Source organism: Pseudomonas sp. NFPP25, from assembly GCF_900116505.1.
GTDB lineage: Bacteria > Pseudomonadota > Gammaproteobacteria > Pseudomonadales > Pseudomonadaceae > Aquipseudomonas > Aquipseudomonas protegens.
Genome location: NZ_FPBG01000001.1, coordinates 640,155 through 657,216, shown reverse-complemented (window position 1 = coordinate 657,216; position 17,062 = coordinate 640,155). Strand labels below are relative to the sequence as shown.

Sequence of the window (17,062 nt, the reverse complement as noted above, 5' to 3'; positions counted from 1 at the left end):
CAGCGATACCCCTTCTCGGCAATCTGCTCCTTTGCCAGAAGTGGATGTTTGGCGCCCTTGCGGGCGCCTTTTTCATAGGGGCTGCCCTCCTTCTCTTGCACCCGCATGACAGGCAGATGACAACCCGGTCATCTGCCGCCCGCAGTGCCCCGGCTCAATTAGTATCGCCGCACCATGCCACTCGCCACTGATCGGACAGCCTGGTTAATCAGTTGAATTAGCTGGGTTATTTTATTGACCCTATAGCTACTACAGACTTTAACCTGCGCTCGCTCGACAGCCCCGACAGCTTTGAAGAGGATATTGCAATGCGCATTCTGGTGATTGAGGACGAACCCAAGACGGCCGACTACCTGCATCAGGGCCTGAGTGAAAGTGGCTATGTGGTGGACCGGGCGAACAATGGCGTGGACGGCCTGCACCTGATTCAACAACAGCCCTATGAATTGGTAATCCTGGATATCAACCTGCCCGGCAAAGATGGTTGGCAAGTTCTTGAACAACTGCAGGGAAACTATCCCGCACGGGTCATGATGTTGACTGCCCGCGGGCGCCTGGAAGACAAGGTCAAGGGCCTGGATATGGGCGCCGATGATTATCTGGTCAAACCGTTTCAATTTCCCGAGTTGCTGGCCCGGGTTCGTACCCTGATGCGTCGTAGTGAAGTCATTGTCCAACCGGAAGTTCTGCAAGTTGCCGACCTGCAACTTGACCCGCGCCGTCATCGGGCTTATCGCGGCAGTCGGCGTATCGACCTGACGACCAAGGAGTTCACCCTGCTGCATGTATTGATGCGCCACAGCGGAGAAGTACTGACCCGCACCCAGATCATTTCCCTGGTCTGGGACATGAACTTCGACTGCGACACCAATGTGGTGGAAGTCTCCATCAGCCGCTTGCGGGGCAAGATCGACGACGCCAGTGACGTCAAGCTGATCCATACCCTGCGCGGTGTCGGTTATGTCCTGGAAGCACGCCCATGACAGCGCGCCCCGCCGCCGCGGCCAGCAGCCTGTCCATGCGCCTGGGGCTGACCGTCGCCCTAATGGGCGCGGCACTGGTGGTGCTGCTGGCAACCCTGGCCTACCTGGCGTTGAACCATGAGCTGGACAACCTGGCGCGCAAGGGCCTGGACAGCAAGCTGGAGCAGATCCGGCACAGCCTCACCAGCGACCTCAAGAGCAGTGACCTGGCGGCCCGCCCCCATTCCCTGCTGGACCTGGTGATGGGCCACGACAACCTGCAATTGAGCATCCTCGGCAGCGATCCGCTGGCCGAACCCCTGCTGATTGTCGGCGGCATGGCCCAGGAGTCCCTGCCCGAGCCCCTGGGCAATATCGGTGGCGATGGCTATGTCGACTGGCGCGACAGCCGCGGCAACCCCTTGCTCAGCGCCCTGCGGCAGATGAGCCTGCGCAACGGCGAGCAGGTCCAGGTGGTACTGACCCTGGACCGCAGCAACGATCAGGCGCTGCTCAGCGCCTACCTGCGCTCCACGGTGATCGCCCTGCCCCTGTTGCTGCTGCTGATCGGTTTCGGCGCCTGGTGGCTGGTGCAACGGGGCCTGCTGCCGCTGCAGCAGTTCAGCCGGGTCGCGGCGCGGGTGACCACCCAGGACCTGACCCACCGCCTGAAGCTGCAGGGCCTGCCCCGGGAGCTGGCGGAGCTGGGCCAGGGCATCAATGTCATGCTGCAACGCCTGGACGGCGGCGTGCAGCGCCTGTCGCAGTTCTCCGACGACCTGGCCCACGAGTTGCGCTCGCCCATCAGCAACCTGATGGGCAAGGCCCAGGTGACCCTGTCCCGGGAACGCCCGCCAGAGGAGTACAAGGCGGTGCTGGAGGCCAGTATCGAAGAGCTGGAGCGGGTCACGCGGATCGTCGCCGACATGCTGTTCCTGGCCCAGGTCAGCCAGCCGGCGTCCCAGGCCCGGTTCGCCCGAGTCTCGCTGGGGGAAGAAGCGCGCCGGGTCATCGACCTGTTCGCCCTGAGCGCCGAAGAGAAGCAGCTGCAACTGCAGCCCAGTGGCGATGCCTGGGTGCTGGGGGACCGGCTGATGATCCAGCGGGCCATTTCCAACCTGCTGTCCAACGCCATTCGCCACAGCCCGCCGCGGGGGCAGATCAGCCTGCGGGTGGAGCAGACCATGGAGGCCGTGAGCCTGAGCGTAGGCAACCCCGGCCCGGGCATCGCTGCCAGCCACCTGCCCCATCTGTTCGAGCGCTTCTATCGGGTCGACAGCAGCCGCACCCGGGCCGAAGGCGGCACCGGACTGGGCCTGGCCATCGTCCGTTCGATCATGAACCTGCACCAGGGGCGCACCGAGGTCAACAGCATCCCGGAACTCCTGACCGAGTTCCGCCTGGTATTCCCCCGGCTCGACCCGGCGCAGCACGACCTCTAGAGCAGCCAGGCACCGGCACCGGCCCCCAGCAGCACCAGGGCCCAGGGCGGCACCCGGCCGCTGCGCAACAGCAGCAGCGCCAGCAACACCGCCACCAGTTCCGGTGCGCCGGTCACGCTGCTGGTCCACAGGGGTTGGTACAACGCTGCCGCCAGCAGGCCCACCACCGCGGCATTGACCCCGGCCAGGGCCGCCTGGATGCCCTGGCGGTGGCGCAGCCGCTGCCAGAAGGGCACCACGCCGATCACCAGCAACAGCCCTGGCAGAAAGATCGCCAGCAGGCACACCACCGCCCCACTCCAGCCATCGATGGCCGCGCCGAGAAAGGCCGCGACGCTGAACAGCGGGCCGGGCATCGCCTGGGCGCTGGCGTACCCGGCCAGGAACAGCGGGCTGCTGACCCAGCCGGGCTCCACCACCTGCGCCTGCAACAGCGGCAGCACCACATGGCCGCCGCCGAATACCAGAGCGCCGACCCGGTAGAAACCATCGAACAGGCTCAGCAGGCGCCCCGGCCAGAGCAGCACCAGCCCCGGCAACAGCACCAGCAGCAATAGCGCCAGCCCCAGGCAACACGCCCCCAGGCGGCGACTCGACCCAGAGGGAGGGCTCTGGACCTGCACCTGGAACACCGGCCTGATCAGCCAGCGGCCCAGCAGCGCCGCCAGCAGCATCACCAGCAACTGCCCGCCCAGGCCCGGCCAGCGCAGCACCAGCGCCGCGGCCAGCACTGCAATGACGATCTGCAAGGCGCCCCGGCACAGGCTGCGGGCCATGCCCCACAAGGCCTGGGCCACCACCGCCACCGCCACCAGTTGCAAGCCCTTGAGCGCCCCGGCCGGGACCCCGCCCCCCACCCCCAGGGCCAGCAGTGCCAGGGCCAGGGCCGAAGGCAAGGTAAAGCCGGCCCAGGCACACAGGGCCCCGGGCAGGCCACGGCGAGACAATCCCAGGGCGATGCCGACCTGACTGCTGGCAGGTCCGGGAAGAAACTGGCACAGCGCGACCAGCTCGGCATAGGCCGCCTCCCCCAGCCAGCGCCGGCGCTGGACGAATTCCTGGCGAAAGTAGCCCAGGTGCGCCAGCGGCCCGCCAAACGAACTCAGGCCCAGGCGCAGAAACACCAGGAAGATCCGCCAGGGTGTTTCTACCGGGACCGGCGCGCAGGGGCTGGGGGCGTGCATTACAAGGCTTTGCTCCAGAACAGCATGCGCCCGTGAGCCGGGTCGAGCATGGCATTGGCGAAACCGCAGGCGCGATAGGCGGCCTGGGCCTGGGCATTGCCCTCCAGCACTTCCAGGGTGACCTTGCAGCAGCCCCGTTGCCGGGCGATGTCCTCGACCTTCTGCAGCAGGCGCTTGCTCAGGCCCTGGCCGCGGTAGCTGTCCAGCACCACCACGTCATGGATATTCACCAGGGGCCGGCAGGCAAAGGTGGAGAAGCCTTCGAAGCAGTTCACCAGGCCCACCGGCTGCCCGCCGGCAAAGGCCAGCACGCTGAACGCCTGGGGCCGCTTGGCCAGCTCCGCCGGCAACTGCTGGAGCCGGTCTGCGTCCAGGGGGTCCTCGGCATAGTGGTTGAGCAACACGCCTATGGCTTCGGCATGCACCGGGTTGCTGTAACTGGCTTGCAACACCACGACATCGGCAACGTCCATGTTCATCCTCGATCAACGTATTGAAAGTGAGCGCTCAGGGCTCAGGCAGCCTCGATTGTAGGCTGGGGGATTTGACCAAACGAAGATTTTTAACCCGCGCACTACAGAAAAAATCCTAAGCAGCGGCCGGGATCCACGGCAGCCGGAAAGGTTTCCCTTCAGGCCGCGGGCCCACCGGCAAAACGCTGCAACTGCATTTCCTGCAGGCGGCTGAGGGTGCGGCGGAAAGCGAACTCCAGGTAGCCCTCGGTGTACAGCTGTTCCATGGGCACCCGGGCTTCCAGGTACAGCGGCACCTTGCGGTCGTAGCACTCGTCCACCAGGGCGATGAAACGCCGCACCGCGTCGTCATGTACCGACAGCTGCGGCAACTCACGATCCCCGGCCACCACCCGCTCGGCACCATCCTCGGTGCCCCGGGCAATGCGTGCGGGGCGCTGGCAAGCGCTGAGGTTGGGCACATCGCTCAGGAGAATGGCCTGGAAGCGGTCGCACAGGGCCATGAAGTCCATGGCGGAAAACGGCTGTTCGCACAGTTCGACGAAGCTGCACCAGGCCACCGTCCCGCACGCCTTGACCACCTGCAACGGGCGATAGCCGAGCAACAGCGGCTCGCTGCTCGCCGGCTGCCCGGCACTCAAGCGCTCGAAAACCGGCCCCAGGGCGCTCGGCTGCCCCTCGGCGCCAAGCCAGTAGCGTTGCTCGGCGGCGCCCGGGTGCAGGCGGTGATCCTGCTCGCCGTCCACCGCCACCACCTGCATGTGCTGGCGGATGGCGCTGATCGCCGGAACGAAGCGCTCGCGGTTGAAGCCATCGGCATACAGCTGCTCCGGGGGCTGGTTGGAGGTGCAGACCAGCACCACGCCCTGGTCGAACATCACCTGGAATAGGCGCCCGAGGATGATCGCGTCACCGATGTCATTGACGAACAGCTCATCGAAACACAGCACCCGCACCTCTTCGGCCAGCTCCCGGGCCAGGGCCTGCAAGGGGTCGGCAATACCGGTCAGCTGGAACGAACGCTGGTGCACCCAGCCCATGAAGTGATGAAAGTGCTGGCGCCGCGCCGGGACCCGCAGGCTCTGGTAGAACTGGTCCATCAGCCAGGTCTTGCCCCGCCCAACCGCCCCCCACAGATAGACCCCGGGCACCGCCGTGCGCCCTTGATGCAGGGCTTCATGGCATTGCTGCAAGGCCTGCACCGCCCGCGCCTGCGCCGCGTCGGCGACAAAGCCCTGCTGCTCCAGGGCGTATTGGTAGGCGCTCATGGGGGAATCGAATGGCATGGGGCTCGGGCCTCCTGGCAAAGAGCCGCAGTATGCCAGCATGAGCCGCTCCAGGCCGACCTGTAGCCGCTGCCGAGCCCGCGAAGCTGGGAAAAGGACCGCAGGGCCTTGCCTGGCGGTCTCCAGCAAAACCTTGGGCATGCTCAGGTTTTTCGCCGCCTGCGCCAGCGGCTACATCAGCGGGAAATATCCAGGCGTTCGATCCGCCCCTGGGCGTCCAGGCGGAAGGTGTGGCGCAGGGCCTGGGGGCTGCCGGGGAAGTCACCGCACACCCGGCTGTCGAGCAGCACTTTGCCGGTGCGCTGCTGGACCCCGAGGATTTCCAGGCGGCACGCGCCTTTGCCCATCCAGCGGGCGATCTGCTGGGGCCCCACGCAGTGCTCGCGTTCATCGAAGACCTGGGCGCGGTCGGCGAAGATCGACGCCACCACTGCGCTGTCGCCGCTGTTGATGGCCGTGACATAAGCGGCGATGGCCGGGGCCAGGGAAGGGTCTGTGGCCGACATGACAAAAGCTCCTTGCTGTTGAATGAGCGGGCCATGCTAAAGCCCCCGCGTGTCATTTCCTGTCAGCAGTGAAACGGCCCTGCTCATCGCTGTGCATGCGTTTGCGCCAGGCTCGCAGCCAGTCGCTGCGCCGCCCCGGATACCGCTCGCCCTGTTCCTGGGCGGCGGCAATGCGGTCGGTGCGGAAGGTGCGGTAATCCTCGCGCAATTCACACCAGGCCACGATCACCCGGGCCTCGTTGAGAAAGCCCAGGGCCAGGGGCCAGACCCGGCGCTGGCTGGGATTCTGGTTGACGTCGGCATAGTCGATCAGCAGCTTGGCCTGAAGGCGGATCGCCTGGCGGAACACATTGAGCGACACCGGGTTGTCGGGGAAGCCGTAGCCCGCCGGGCCGGGCAACAGGGTCGGATTGCGCAGTGCGTCCTGGGCCGCGGGGGCCAGCACCGCAGCGATCTTGGCCATGGCATCGGCGGCGGCCTTGCTCAGTTCCTCGTCGCCGCGCTGATCGACGTAGCGCAGGCCCAGCACCACGGCCTCGGTCTCATCGGCATTGAGCATCAACGGCGGCAGGAAGAGCCCGCTGCGCAGCACGTACCCTATCCCCGCCTCACCGTAGATCGGCGCGCCCAGGGCGGTCAGCTCGGCGATATCGCGGTACAGGGTGCGCTCGGAAACCTCCAGCTCCGAGGCCAGGGTCGCGGCGGTCACCGGACGGCTTTTGCCCCGCAGCATCTGCAGCAGGGTGAGTAAACGACTGGCTCGCGACACGCAGGTGCACTCCGGAAAAAACACCGGCGCAGATTACCAGAGCCTCCTGACAGTTTCTGTCAGGAGGATGGGGTTTGGCGGGACATTGCCCGGCATGGTTCTGCCGGGGTCCTGTAGCCGCTGGCGCAGGCGGCGAAGGCACTGCGTCGCGGGGTTCGGCTGGGGGTGCCAAGCAAGGCCCTGCGGGCCTTTGTGCAGCCTCGCTGGGGCTCGGCAGCGGCTACAGGGGCCGCAAGAGCCCCCGGGGCATCAGTAGGCCATGGTCCAGGTCAGGGTGTAGGTGCGGCCACGGCCCTGGTAGTCGTAGAGGTAGTCCGGGCCGTAGGTCGGCGAGTAGAACAGCTTGGCGCGCTGGCCCCAGACGGTGCTGTACTGCTTGTCCAGCAGGTTCTGGATGCCGCCGCTGAAGGTGCCGAACTCGGTGTCGTGGCTGCCCAGCAGGTCGAAGGTGGTGTAGCCGTCGATGGTGTTGGGCGCATCCACGCTGTGGGTGGCGTCGATCTGCTTGACCGCGTCGTCCTTGAGGGTGAAGGCGTGGTTGCCCTGCAGGCGCACGCTGCTGCTGTCGTCCTTCCAGCCGACGAAGGCGGTGAGCTTGGACAGCGAGGCATACCGCGCATCACGCTTTTGCCAGCCGCCGTTCTTGCCCTCCTCTTCGGAACGCACCGCGTGCAGGGTGCCGCCCAGCTCCCAGCCGTTCTGGAAGTGCCGGGTCAGGGCGCTTTCAAAACCGTAGTCGCGGCTTTTCTGGTCCTTGACGTCGATGGTCAGGGTGGCCTGGTCGGTGGTGATCACCTTGTCCGACCAGATGTAGTACAGCGCCGCCTGGGCATCCCAGTCGCTATCGGAGAAGCGCCAGCCGGTCTCCACCTGGCGGCTCTTGATCCCGGCCAGGGGGTTGTCGTCCACGCTCAGGCCCGGCTTGCCGTAGAACTTGGCCGGGTCCGGCAGATCGAAGCCCTCGCCGTAGTTGACCCACAGCTGGTGGCCGTTCTTGAAGTCGTAGATGGTGCCCAGGTTGTAGAGGTTGACCGCATAGTCGTTGCTGCCGCCGGGTACGTTCTTGAACTGGCCCACGTCCACGTCCATCTGCTGGCGCCGGTAGCCGCCGGATACCGTCAGGTTGTCGGAGGCGTGCCAGTCCAGCTGGGCATAGCCGGACAGGCCGTCGACCCGGTAGCTGGGATAGCGCGGCGCCTTGCTCTGGGTCACCAGGTCGAGGCCGCCGCTGCCCGAGGAGATGCCCTGGTCGAAGGTGCTCTGCTGGGCATTGAAACGCTCGCGGTCCAGGTCCACGCCGTAGGTCAGCTTGAACGCCTCGAACTCCTTGGCGAACAGCGCCTTGAGGCTGGTGACTTCGAAATTCTGCTGGGATGCGGCGAAGTACACACCCTTGGAGCCTGCGGGGCTGCCGCTGTTGTAGTAGGGGAACGGGAAGAAGTTGTCGTCTTCCTTGCGGTACGAGGCCTGCAGGTAGAAATCCTGGCCCAGCACGTCGCTGTGGTGGTAGTTGGCGTTGAGCAGCAGGCGCTTGGTACGCGGTTCCAGGTCGGTGGAGTAGCCGCCGCGCAGCTCGGCGTCTTCCAGGTTGGACGGCGCCTTGTACTTGAGGTTGGGGAAGTAGATCCCGGTGCTGCCATGGTTGCCGGAGTCGTAGTACTGGGCCAGCAGGTCCAGGCTCTGCTCTTCGTTGAACTGCAGAGCCAGGCTGCCCATCAGGTCCAGGGTACGGTTGTACTGCAGGTCGGTCTGGGTGTTGTCGATGAAGATCTGCTTGCCGGCACCGTCATAGAACGCCTGGTTCTGCTCCCCCGCCACCGCCAGCCGGCCGCTGATGGCTTCGTTGCCGCCGCTCACCGACTGGGCGATGCGGGTCGTCAGGTCGTCACTGTTGTTGAAGCCGCTGCTGGCCCCAAGCTGGGTCTCGAAGCGCGCCGGGCCCGGTTCGCCTTTCTTGGTGACGATATTGATGATGCCGCCGGTGGCGCCGCCGCCGTAGATGGCGCTGGCCCCGGACAGCACTTCGACCCGCTCGACGTTGAACGGCGAGATGCTGTCGAACTGTCGGGACAGGCCCCGGGAACTGTTCTGGCTGACCCCGTCGATCATCACCAGCACGTTGCGCCCGCGCATGTTCTGGCCGTAGTTGGTGCGCCCTTCCGGGGCCAGGTCGAGGCCCGGTACCAGCTTGCCGATGGCTTCCTTGAGGCTGACCCCGGTGCTCAACTGCTCGCGCAGCTGGCTCTGCTCCACCACCCACACGGTGCCGGGAATCTCGCTGATGGCGGCGCTGGTGCGTGACGCCACGGTGACCTGGGTCGGCTTGAGGTTGAGGCTGGCGGCCGGCACGCCAGCCCGACGCAGGATCACCGTGTGCCCGTCGCTGAACGACCAGCTCATGCCACTGCCGGCCAGCAGGCTTTGCAGGGCCTGGGCCACCGTGACCTCACCGTTGAGGGCGGTGGATTGCAGGCCCTCGACATCGCTGGTGGTGTACAGCAGGCGCAGGTCGGCCTGATCGGCGAAGCGGGTCAGCGCCTGGTCCAGGGGCTGGGCCGGCAGGTTCAACGAGACCCGGCGCTCCTGGGCGCTGCCGGCCTGGCTGACCGTGGCGGCCTCCTGGGCCTGGGCCAGGACCGGGCTCAAGGCCCCGGCGAACAGGGCCTGGGCCAGTAATGTGCGGCGCATGATGTGGTGACCGCGCCCCAGTGTCGACAGCTTGAACATTGCTTTCACGTGTTCCTTCCCAGCCGGTTGAAATGACGTCAATGAGAATGATTGTCTTCTCAGTCTCACTACGACGATTTCCCCCAGGGGAACTTGCAGTGCCCAGGCAAAAAAAATTCGACTCAGTGCAGGACCGCCAGCCATGGCAGGTAGGTGACGTGCAGCGGGTAGCGCTGCTGCAGGGCCTTGAGCGAGCCTTGCGGATCATGCAGGTCGAACACACCGCTGATGGCCAGGGCCGCCAACTGACCGTCGGAAATCAGGATGCGCCCGTGCTGGTAGCGCTCCAGTTCACCTATCACCTCACCCAGCGGGCGGCCGTTGAAGATCAGCTTGCCGCGCTGCCAGGCGGTCAGGCTGGCGGCGTCCACGGTCTGCTGGGCCAGCAGCGGCTGGCCGGGCTGGTATTGCAGGCGCTGGTCGGCCTGGAGCAGCACTGGTGCGTGGTCACCGCTGAACTGCACCTGCCCTTCGCGCACCACCACCGTCAGTTGGTGGCCGTCGCGGCGCACGCTGAAGGCACTGGCAGCGCTTTGCAGTTGCTGGGCCTGGGCCTGGACCACGAAGGGCCGCTGCGGGTCGGCCAGCGGTTCGAACAGCGCTTCGCCGCTGCGCAGGATCACCCGGCGCTCATCCGCCGAGTAGGCCACCGAAAGCGCACTGGCGCTGTTGAGGGTGACCCGCGAGCCGTCCGCCAAGGTGATGCTCTGTTGCTGGCCGACCCCGGTGTGGTAGTCCGAGGTCAAGGTCGGCCACTGCTGCCAGCCCAGGCCAGCCCCCAGCGCCAGCAGCAGCGAAGCGGCCAGCGCCGGCCAGAGGCGCCGTGGCCGGCGCACCATGACGGGCGGCACCTGGTGTTGCCGCGCGGTCTCGGTCTGCCCCAGGTCACCCCACAGTTGCTGGGCCTCGGCGGCCGCTGCGGCATGGGCCGGGCTGCGCTGGCGCCATTGCTGGAAGGCCATGCGCTGGGCCGGCGTGGCGTTGCCGGAGTGCAGCAGCACCAGCCAGTCGATGGCGGCGTCTTCGAGGCTTTCGGGGTGGTCGGTCATGGCATCGGCGGCAGGCAAGAAGGAATCATTCATGGTGGACTTTCAGCCAGTCGCGGCAATGGCGCAGGGCCTGGCCGATGTATTTTGCCACCATGCTTTCGGAAACGCCCAGGCGCAATGCGATCTGTGCCTGGGTCAGGCCTTCCAGGCGATTGAGCAGCAAGGCCTGGCGGGCGTTGTCCGAGAGTTGCGCCAGGGCCTCGTCGAGCACCGCCAGGCGCTCCTTGGCCAGCAGCACGGCTTCCGGTGCCGGGGCCGGGTCCACCGCTTCGGTGTGCTCCTGGCCGTCGCTGAGGTTGGCCGCCAGGCGCTGCTCGCGGCGCAGGGTGTCGATGGCCAGGTTGCCGGCCACACGGAAAATGAAACCGCGATCGTTGTGCACCTCCACCGTCTGCGGATCGACCTTGAGCAACTTGAGGTAGGTCTCCTGGGCCACGTCCGCCGCCCGTTGGCGATCGCTCATGCGCCGGGTGAGAAACTTCAGCAGGTCGTCGTAATGCTCTTGAAAGCTGCGCAGCAGGCTGGGGGTCGGCAGCATCGGGGGGGCGGTCCGCAGATCGGGGAGGCGGATTATTCCATAAAGGCAAATGAGAAACAGTATCTTTCGTATCCTTTCCAACTTGGCTTTTTCCGCCTGTTTGCCCTTCTGGCTGCGGCGCCTTTCTGGCATCCTGCGCCTCCTTTTTTCTGACCGGGTGCGCACGTCTTGTCCATGACATGGCGTTGCGGCCCAAGTCCCGTCCACTTTCCGACGTGTGCCCCCGTAGTTTTCACACGTCACTGGCAGGCCTTTTCCCATGACCGCACCCGACCGCTCCCCTCCCCGCTACAAGTCAGACCTAATCTACGGCCTCAACGACCGTCCGCATTTCAGCGCGGCGATCTTCGCCGCCCTGCAGCATGTGCTGGCCAGTTTCGTCGGCATCATCAGCCCGACCCTGATCTTCGGCGGGGTCCTGGGGCTGGAAAGCGAGCTGCCGTACCTGATCAGCATGGCGCTGTTCGTCTCCGGCCTGGGCACCTTCGTCCAGGCCCGGCGCCTGGGGCCCATCGGTTCCGGCCTGCTGTGCGTGCAAGGCACCAGCTTTTCCTTTATCAGCGTGCTGCTCAGTGCCGGCTTCATGGTCAAGGGCCGGGGCGGCGACACCAACGAAATCCTCTCCACCATCTTCGGCATCTGCTTTGTCGCAGCCTTTATCGAGATGTTCCTCAGCCAGTTCATCGGCAAGTTGCGCAAGCTGATCACCCCGGTGGTGACCGGCACCATCATCACCCTGATGGGCCTGTCGCTGATCAAGGTGGCGGTCACCGACATGGCCGGCGGCTACGGTGCCAGTGACCTGGGCGCGGCGAGCAACCTGGGGCTGGCGGCGCTGGTGCTGCTGACCATCGTGGTGCTCAACCGCTTCAACCACCCGATGCTGCGCCTGGGCTCCATCGTCATCGGCCTGACCCTGGGTTTCGTGGTGGCCTGGATGCTCGGCCGGGTGGACATGGCGGCCATGCCCGAGGTGCCCCTGGTGAGCGTGCCGGTGCCGTTCAAGTACGGCTTCTCCTTCGACCTGATCGCCTTCATTCCCCTGGCGGTGATCTTCCTGATTTCCCCCCTGGAAGCAGCCGGCGACCTGACGGCCAACTCGATGATTTCCCAGCAGCCGGTCAAGGGCCCGCTGTACATCAAGCGCATCAAGTCCGGGCTGCTGGCGGACGGTTTCAACTCGGCGGTGGCAGCGGTGTTCAACAGCCTGCCGATGGTCACCTTTGCCCAGAACAACGGGGTCATCCAACTGACCGGCGTGGCCAGCCGCTACGTGGCCTACTTCATTGCCGGGCTGCTGGTGCTGCTGGGCCTGTTCCCGGTGATCGGCGCGGTGCTGCAACTGATGCCCAAGCCGGTACTGGGCGGCGCCACCCTGATCATGTTCGGTACCGTGGCCGTGGCCGGGATCAAGATCCTCGCCGAGGCCGGGCTGCACCGGCGCAACGTGCTGATCGTGGCCATCTCCCTGGGCATGGGCCTGGGCGTGGCGGCGGTGCCGGAAGTGCTGCGCGAGCTGCCCAAGGCGCTGCACAACATCTTCGAGTCGCCGATTACCGTGGGCGCCTTCTGCGCGATCTTCCTGAACATCTTCCTGCCGGAGGAATTCCTTGAGCTGGAAGAAGACGAGTTCGATCCGGAAGCGGCGACCCTCAAGGTCATGCAAGACCCGGACATGAGCGGCAAAGCGAACTCCTGAGGCTCGCAGGCGTCTATGCTGCGAGCGCTGGTGATGGGCCCTCGGCCGTGGAAGGCTGGCCGGGGGTTTGCCAGGCAAGGCCCTGCGGGCCTTGTCGCAGCCTCGCGGGTCGGCAGCGGCTACAAGGTGCCGGCCAGCCATTCATTTCCATTGCCGACAGGTATTCCATGCGTAGATTGATCGCCTTGACCCTGGTACTGCTCAGCCTGAGCGCTTGTGCGCTGTTGCCCAATCGCGATCCACTGGCGATCAATGTGGTGGGCATCGAGCCACTGCCGAGCCAGGATCTGGAAATGCGTTTCGCGGTGAAACTGCGTCTGCAGAACCCCAACGAAAGCCCCATCGACTACAACGGCGTGGCCCTGGACCTGGAAGTCAACGGCCGCCCCCTGGCCTCCGGGGTCAGCGACCAGCAGGGGCATATCGGCCGCTACTCGGAAGACATCCTGGTGATCCCGGTCAGCGTCTCGGCCTTCTCGGTGCTGCGCCAGACCCTGGGCCTGAGCCAGACCCAGAGCCTGGACAACCTGCCCTACGTGCTGCGCGGCAAGCTCGCCGGCGGGCTGTTCGGCACCCAGCGCTTCATCGATCGCGGGCAGCTCAGCCTGAGCAACCCCGGCGCCTGGTAACTAGAACACCGACCAGCCGATACGCTGGCTGAGCAGTTCCAGGGCCGCCATGCCCACCAGCGAGTTGCCGGCGCTGTTGAGCTCCGGCGACCAGACGCAGACCGTGAACTGCCCCGGCACCACCGCCACAATTCCCCCGCCCACCCCGCTCTTGCCCGGCAGGCCGACCCGATAGGCGAAGTTGCCGGCCTCGTCGTACAGGCCGCTGGTGGCCATGATCGAGTTGACCTGCTGGGTCTGGCGCCGGGTGAGAATCTGCTCCCCGCTGTGCTTGCAGAAGCCGTCGTTGGCCAGGAAACAGAAGGCCCGGGCCAGATCCACGCAGCTCATGCGCAAGGCGCAGTGGCTGAAGTAACTGCGCAGCACCGCCTCCACATCATTGTGAAAGTTGCCGAAGGACTGCATCAGGTAGGCCATGGCCGCGTTGCGGGCGCGGTGCTGGTACTCCGACTCGGCCACCCGACCGTCCACCATCACCTGCAGGTTGCCCGACAGGCGCCGGACAAAGTCGCGCATGGACAAGGCCGGCGCGGCAAAGCGCGACTGGTTGATGTCGCAGATCACCAGGGCCCCGGCATTGATGAAGGGGTTGCGCGGCCGGCCACGCTCGAACTCCAGTTGCACCAGGGAATTGAACGGCTGCCCCGAGGGCTCGTGGCCCAGGCGCTCCCAGATCGCCTCGCCGGAATGACCGATGGCCTGCACCAGGCTGAAGACCTTGGAAATGCTCTGCACCGAGAACGGCGTATCGGCGTCACCGGCGCTGAACACCTGGCCGTCGTTGCCATACACGGCAATGCCCAACTGATTGGCCGGCACATCCGCCAGGGCCGGAATGTAATTGGCCACCTGGCCTTGGCCGATCAGGGGGCGGACTTCATCGAGAATCTGGTTCAACAGGTCTTGCATGTTCTGGCTCATTACCGATACGACTGCGGGGCTATGGCAGCTAGACGCACGCCAGGGCCGGCGCAGCACAGTCCACCGGCAAATGCCCCCCCTGTAGGAGCTGGCTTGCCAGCGAAGGCGTCGGCAGATTAGCCACCTGCCTTTCGGGCCCCTTCGCCGGCAAGCCGGCTCCTGCGGGTGAGCGCTGGCCTTGCAGGAGCTGGCTTGCCAGCGAAGGCGGTGCAAGGGTTTCTGAAGATGTCACCCAAGCCGTGGCGAATTCTCCAGCAGGGTCCGGGTGTAGATGTGCTCGGGTCGGTCCAGCACGGCGTCCACTGCGCCCTGCTCCACCACCCGTCCCTGCTTGAGCACCAGCACCCGGTCGGCAATGGCCCGTACCACGCCCAGGTCATGGGTGACGAACAGCAGGGTCAGGCCTTCGTCTTGCAACTGGCGCAGGAGCGCGAGGATCGAGGCCTGTACCGAGACGTCCAGGGCCGAGGTGACTTCATCGCAGATCAGCAGTTTGGGTTCGCACACCAGGGCCCGGGCAATCGCCACCCGCTGTCGTTCGCCCCCGGACAGGCTGTGGGGATAGTGGTCCGCCAGGGCCGGCGACAGCGACACCCGTTGCAGCACCGCATGGACCCGCGCCCTGGCCTCGGCCCCCCGGATGCCGAAAAAGTGCTCCAGGGGTGCGCTCAGGGTCTGGTACAGGGTGTGCCGCGGGTTCAGCGCCCGATAGGGGTTCTGGAAAATGTACTGGATCTGGTGCCGCAGCCCTTTGCTCCGCTGCCGGGCCGACAGGCTCAGAGGCTGGCCGGCATACCGCACCCGGCCTTCGGCGTGCTCGCCAAGCCCGGCCAGGGCCCGGGCCAGGCTGGTCTTGCCGGAGCCGGACTCGCCCACCAGCGCCAGGCACTCCCCCGCCACCACTTGCAGGCTGACGTCGAACAGCACCTGGCGGTCATAGGCCAGGTTCAGGCCCTGGACCTCCAGCAGCGGCCGTCGTTCGCTGCCGGACACAGCCGCTTGCACCGCCACCACGGGCGCCGGCATGGGCAACGCCTGCCGATAAGGGTCGATACAGGCCACCTGGACATCAGCTGCAAGCCCTTGCAGCAACGGCTCGCCCGCTGTGCATTGGGCACCCCGGCGCGGGCACCGGGGGGCGAAGGCACACCCCGCCGGCCGCTGCCCCGGCGCCGGGGCCTGCCCAGGTATCGCCAGCAGGGGCCGGCGCTGGCCGACATCGGGAATCGCCGCCAGCAGGCCCCGGGTATAGGGGTGGGCCGGCTGGCGAAACAGCGCATCACGGGAGGCGCTTTCGACGATCCGCCCGGCGTACATCACCAGCACCCGGTCCACCAGGTCCTTGATCACGGCCAGGTCGTGGGACACATAGATCGCCGCCACACCCAGGCTTTTGCACAGGTGGCGCAAGGTGCCGAGGATGTGCGCCTGGGTGGTCACATCCAGGGCCGTGGTGGGCTCATCGAGCACGATCAGCCGGGGCCGCAGGACAAAGGCCAGGGCCAGCATCACTCGCTGCTGCTGGCCGCCGGACAGCTGATGGGGAAAGCGCCGCAGGAACTCGCGATCCGCCGGCAAGCCCACATCCTTGAGGGTGTCGCGTATCCGCTGCTGCCGCCCGTGGCGGTCCAGGTGCGATGGATGCACCGCCAGGGTTTCCTCCAGCAGGTCGGCAATGCGCAGCGCCGGGTTCAGGGCGGTGGCCGGGTCCTGGGCCACATAGCCGATCAGGCCGCCCCGGGCCCGGCGCAGGTCCTGCGCCGAGAGGTCCAGCAACGACTGCCCGGCCACCTCGACCCGCCCTTCGACAATCCGCGCGCCCCGCCGGGCATGGGCCAGCAGGGCCGTGGCCAGGGTGGTCTTGCCCGAGCCCGACTCCCCCACCAGGCCAAGAATTTCCCCCGCGGCCAGGCTGAAGCCGACTCCGGACAACACCTCCACGCCACCCGCCAGCTCCACCCGCAATCCCTCAACCTTCAGCACCCGGGCCTCTCGGGTCACTTCCACCACGGCGTTCATGGGCCTTTCTCCCCGATCCGCGCCTGACTGCGGCCGATGCCCTCGGCGAGGATGTTGGTGCCGTAGGCGAACACCCCGATCAGCAGCGCCGGGGCCAGCACCGCCCAGGGCTGGACCAGCAGCCCGGCCTGGTTCTCGTTGATCATCAGCCCCCAGTCGGCGGCCGGCGGCGCCACCCCATAGCCGAGGAAGCTCAGCCCCGACAGCATGCCCACGCCCCAGGTCAGCATGTTGCCGAAGTGCACCAGCAGCGGCGTGAGGATGTTCGGCAGGATTTCCCCAGAGAGGATCCGCCAGCGCGAATAGCCCATCATCTGCGCCGCCTCGACGAACTCCTGCCCCGCCACCGCCACCGCGCTGCCCCGGGCCAGGCGCACCACCCCGGGGGTGAAGGCGATGGCCACGGTGAGCACGATCAACCAGGGCGCGCGCCCCAGCATCGAAACGATCAGCAGCACCAGGATCAGGTCGGGAAAGGCCAGGGAAACATCCGCCAGCCAACTGATCAACGTGTCCAGCCGGCGCCGCGAAAGGCCGGCCAGCAACCCCAGGACGCTGCCCACCAGCAGGGCGATGGAGGCCGCCGCCAGGGACATCCACAACACCGACAGGCCCCCGCTGAGCAACCGCGAAAGCACGTCGTGGCCAAGAAAGTCATGGCCGAGCCAGGCGCCGGCAGCGGGCGCGCCGTACACCGGGCCCAGCATGTCGGTGCTGCCATGGGGCGCCAGCCAGGGCCCGAGCAGCGCCAGCAGGACCACCAGCAAGGTGATGAATGCGCCCTTGCGGGTTTGCGGTTCGCCCAGCCACAGGCGCCAGCGGGAAATGCGTAAGTCGTTCATGGATAGGTTCTCATGC

General features: G+C 66.4%; 14 protein-coding genes and 1 pseudogene. 4 read left to right on the top strand and 11 right to left on the bottom strand.

From position 1 onward, the window contains the following. The first annotated feature begins 308 nt into the window (after nucleotides 1-308). Nucleotides 309-983 carry a heavy metal response regulator transcription factor gene (locus BM382_RS02770; RefSeq protein ID WP_011061434.1) on the top strand — a complete coding sequence of 225 codons (675 nt, stop codon included), beginning with the start codon at nucleotides 309-311 and terminating at the stop codon, nucleotides 981-983. After that, nucleotides 980-2,404, top strand: coding sequence for a heavy metal sensor histidine kinase (locus BM382_RS02765; protein WP_072441755.1), 1,425 nt, complete (start codon nucleotides 980-982; stop codon nucleotides 2,402-2,404). Before BM382_RS02770 ends, BM382_RS02765 begins: the two co-directional genes overlap by 4 nt. Here the strand turns inward: BM382_RS02765 and chrA are convergent. The 8 genes and pseudogenes from chrA to BM382_RS02725 all read right to left on the bottom strand — a co-directional run. Continuing rightward, nucleotides 2,401-3,588 carry a chromate efflux transporter gene (gene chrA, locus BM382_RS02760; RefSeq protein WP_019093622.1) on the bottom strand — a complete coding sequence of 396 codons (1,188 nt, stop codon included), beginning with the start codon at nucleotides 3,586-3,588 and terminating at the stop codon, nucleotides 2,401-2,403. The genes BM382_RS02765 and chrA overlap by 4 nt on opposite strands. After that, the gene (locus BM382_RS02755) at nucleotides 3,588-4,061 is read right to left on the bottom strand and encodes a GNAT family N-acetyltransferase (protein WP_072441754.1); all 474 of its coding nucleotides are present in this window, start codon (nucleotides 4,059-4,061) and stop codon (nucleotides 3,588-3,590) included. The genes chrA and BM382_RS02755 overlap by 1 nt, the downstream gene beginning before the upstream one ends. Nucleotides 4,062-4,219: 158 nt before the next feature. Beyond that, nucleotides 4,220-5,347, bottom strand: a complete 1,128-nt coding sequence (zapE, locus tag BM382_RS02750; protein WP_072441752.1) for a cell division protein ZapE — start codon at nucleotides 5,345-5,347, stop codon at nucleotides 4,220-4,222. A 176-nt stretch (nucleotides 5,348-5,523) separates the two neighbouring features. Then, on the bottom strand, nucleotides 5,524-5,853 hold the full coding sequence (locus BM382_RS02745) for a nuclear transport factor 2 family protein (RefSeq protein ID WP_011061439.1): 330 nt from the start codon (nucleotides 5,851-5,853) through the stop codon (nucleotides 5,524-5,526). 52 nt (nucleotides 5,854-5,905) lie between these two features. Next, nucleotides 5,906-6,622, bottom strand: coding sequence for a helix-turn-helix transcriptional regulator (locus BM382_RS02740; RefSeq protein ID WP_015635716.1), 717 nt, complete (start codon nucleotides 6,620-6,622; stop codon nucleotides 5,906-5,908). A gap of 249 nt (nucleotides 6,623-6,871) precedes the next feature. Next, nucleotides 6,872-9,349, bottom strand: coding sequence for a TonB-dependent receptor (locus BM382_RS02735; protein WP_011061441.1), 2,478 nt, complete (start codon nucleotides 9,347-9,349; stop codon nucleotides 6,872-6,874). A gap of 122 nt (nucleotides 9,350-9,471) precedes the next feature. Next, nucleotides 9,472-10,431 carry a FecR family protein gene (locus tag BM382_RS02730; protein ID WP_072441750.1) on the bottom strand — a complete coding sequence of 320 codons (960 nt, stop codon included), beginning with the start codon at nucleotides 10,429-10,431 and terminating at the stop codon, nucleotides 9,472-9,474. Nucleotides 10,432-10,438: 7 nt separating this feature from the next. Continuing rightward, a pseudogene (locus BM382_RS02725) lies at nucleotides 10,439-10,936 on the bottom strand (RNA polymerase sigma factor); the annotation flags it as partial. Between the two features lie 259 nt (nucleotides 10,937-11,195). Here BM382_RS02725 and BM382_RS02720 point away from each other — a divergent pair. Both BM382_RS02720 and BM382_RS02715 read left to right on the top strand, forming a co-directional pair. Then, nucleotides 11,196-12,635 (top strand): nucleobase:cation symporter-2 family protein, encoded by a 1,440-nt coding sequence (locus BM382_RS02720; RefSeq protein WP_011061444.1) that lies wholly within the window; start codon nucleotides 11,196-11,198, stop codon nucleotides 12,633-12,635. 167 nt (nucleotides 12,636-12,802) lie between these two features. Beyond that, the gene (locus BM382_RS02715) at nucleotides 12,803-13,264 is read left to right on the top strand and encodes an LEA/WHy family protein (protein ID WP_011061445.1); all 462 of its coding nucleotides are present in this window, start codon (nucleotides 12,803-12,805) and stop codon (nucleotides 13,262-13,264) included. On the opposite strand, the gene glsB is transcribed toward BM382_RS02715, so the two are convergent. The 3 genes from glsB to BM382_RS02700 form a co-directional block, all read right to left on the bottom strand. Continuing rightward, nucleotides 13,265-14,173, bottom strand: coding sequence for a glutaminase B (gene glsB, locus BM382_RS02710; RefSeq protein WP_011061446.1), 909 nt, complete (start codon nucleotides 14,171-14,173; stop codon nucleotides 13,265-13,267). A gap of 240 nt (nucleotides 14,174-14,413) precedes the next feature. Further along, nucleotides 14,414-16,204: a dipeptide ABC transporter ATP-binding protein gene (locus BM382_RS02705; protein ID WP_011061447.1), complete on the bottom strand. Its 1,791-nt coding sequence runs from the start codon at nucleotides 16,202-16,204 to the stop codon at nucleotides 14,414-14,416. After that, entirely contained in the window at nucleotides 16,201-17,046 is an 846-nt protein-coding gene (locus BM382_RS02700) for an ABC transporter permease (protein ID WP_072441748.1), read from the bottom strand. The genes BM382_RS02705 and BM382_RS02700 overlap by 4 nt, the downstream gene beginning before the upstream one ends. Between the last annotated feature and the right edge of the window lie 16 nt (nucleotides 17,047-17,062).